This window comes from Idiomarina sp. ST10R2A5, assembly GCF_051842325.1.
Lineage (GTDB): Bacteria > Pseudomonadota > Gammaproteobacteria > Enterobacterales > Alteromonadaceae > Idiomarina > Idiomarina abyssalis.
In genome coordinates this window covers 1-983 of sequence record NZ_JBNIEX010000021.1, presented here as the reverse complement: position 1 = coordinate 983, position 983 = coordinate 1, and the positions used below count along the sequence as shown (strand labels likewise).

At 39.9% G+C, this 983-nt stretch carries 1 protein-coding gene; it reads left to right on the top strand.

Translation table 11 applies throughout. The features are described 5' to 3' along the window. Positions 1–341: 341 nt before the first annotated feature. Positions 342–704: a DNA/RNA non-specific endonuclease gene (locus ACP7FG_RS12965; RefSeq protein WP_439226621.1), complete on the top strand. Its 363-nt coding sequence runs from the start codon at positions 342–344 to the stop codon at positions 702–704. Positions 705–983: the final 279 nt, after the last annotated feature.

The window sequence follows — 983 nt, the reverse complement described above, 5'->3', positions numbered from 1 at the left end:
GCTCGGTGACCTGCTTGACGGCTTCAATCTTGAATTCTTCGGTATACCGTTTGCCTTTGCTCATAAACACCTCTAGTCTAAGTTACATTGTAACTGTTAAAAGTGTCTAGCAAAGTCTGGGAAGTCCATTATTCACCTGTAGGATAGATAATTATTAAAGTTTCCATTACGACAGCAGTTGTGTAACCGCATCGCAATTTAACTTTATAACAAAAAATTAAAACCTAAACAATAAATCAACAAATGGTTATGGTTTTTATCGAATTTTTACCTTTTATAGACTCAACTAATGGACTTCCCAGACTTTAGAGCCAAACGATTACACTGGAGCCCACGCGACAATCGGAACCGATCGAGGCCATCAGGTACCGCTAGCCTCGTTTAGTAATACACTGCATTGGTCAACAACTAATTGCTTATCAAATATCACGCCCCAAGCTGAGGGACTTAATCAAGGCCCCTGGGCACTTCTGGAGAGTGCAGTTCGCGTACTAGCTCGCACCGGCAGGACGTTTATGTCATTACCGACCCTCTCCATGAATGGCATTTCGCATCATTACCGAGAACAATCAAACAGCACTCAGTACCATCCGGTTACTTTAAAGTTATCATTACTGATAATAATGAATGGGTGGAATCGTCAGCATTTATATTCAGTCAGAATATGGCTCGCTGAATCGCCACTGATTAACCCAATGTCATAGTAGAGAAATAAATTAATTGGAGAATAATCCATTTGGTGCTCCAAAAAGGACTAGTGCGTAGGAAAACACCTATTGTAGGCTAAGAATTATAAAAAATTTTCCCGTATACGAGTCTTACAAAATTTTGGGATATCGGGGTTTGCATTAGGCGCTACTGAGCGATTAACATCACATCTAGTGTTTAGATTAAACACATAAAAAATGAATCGCCACTAGTTCACTAGACACTCAGTAGCCGTTTTTTCAAAACGTTTTTCATACTCTACCGGCGATAACTGA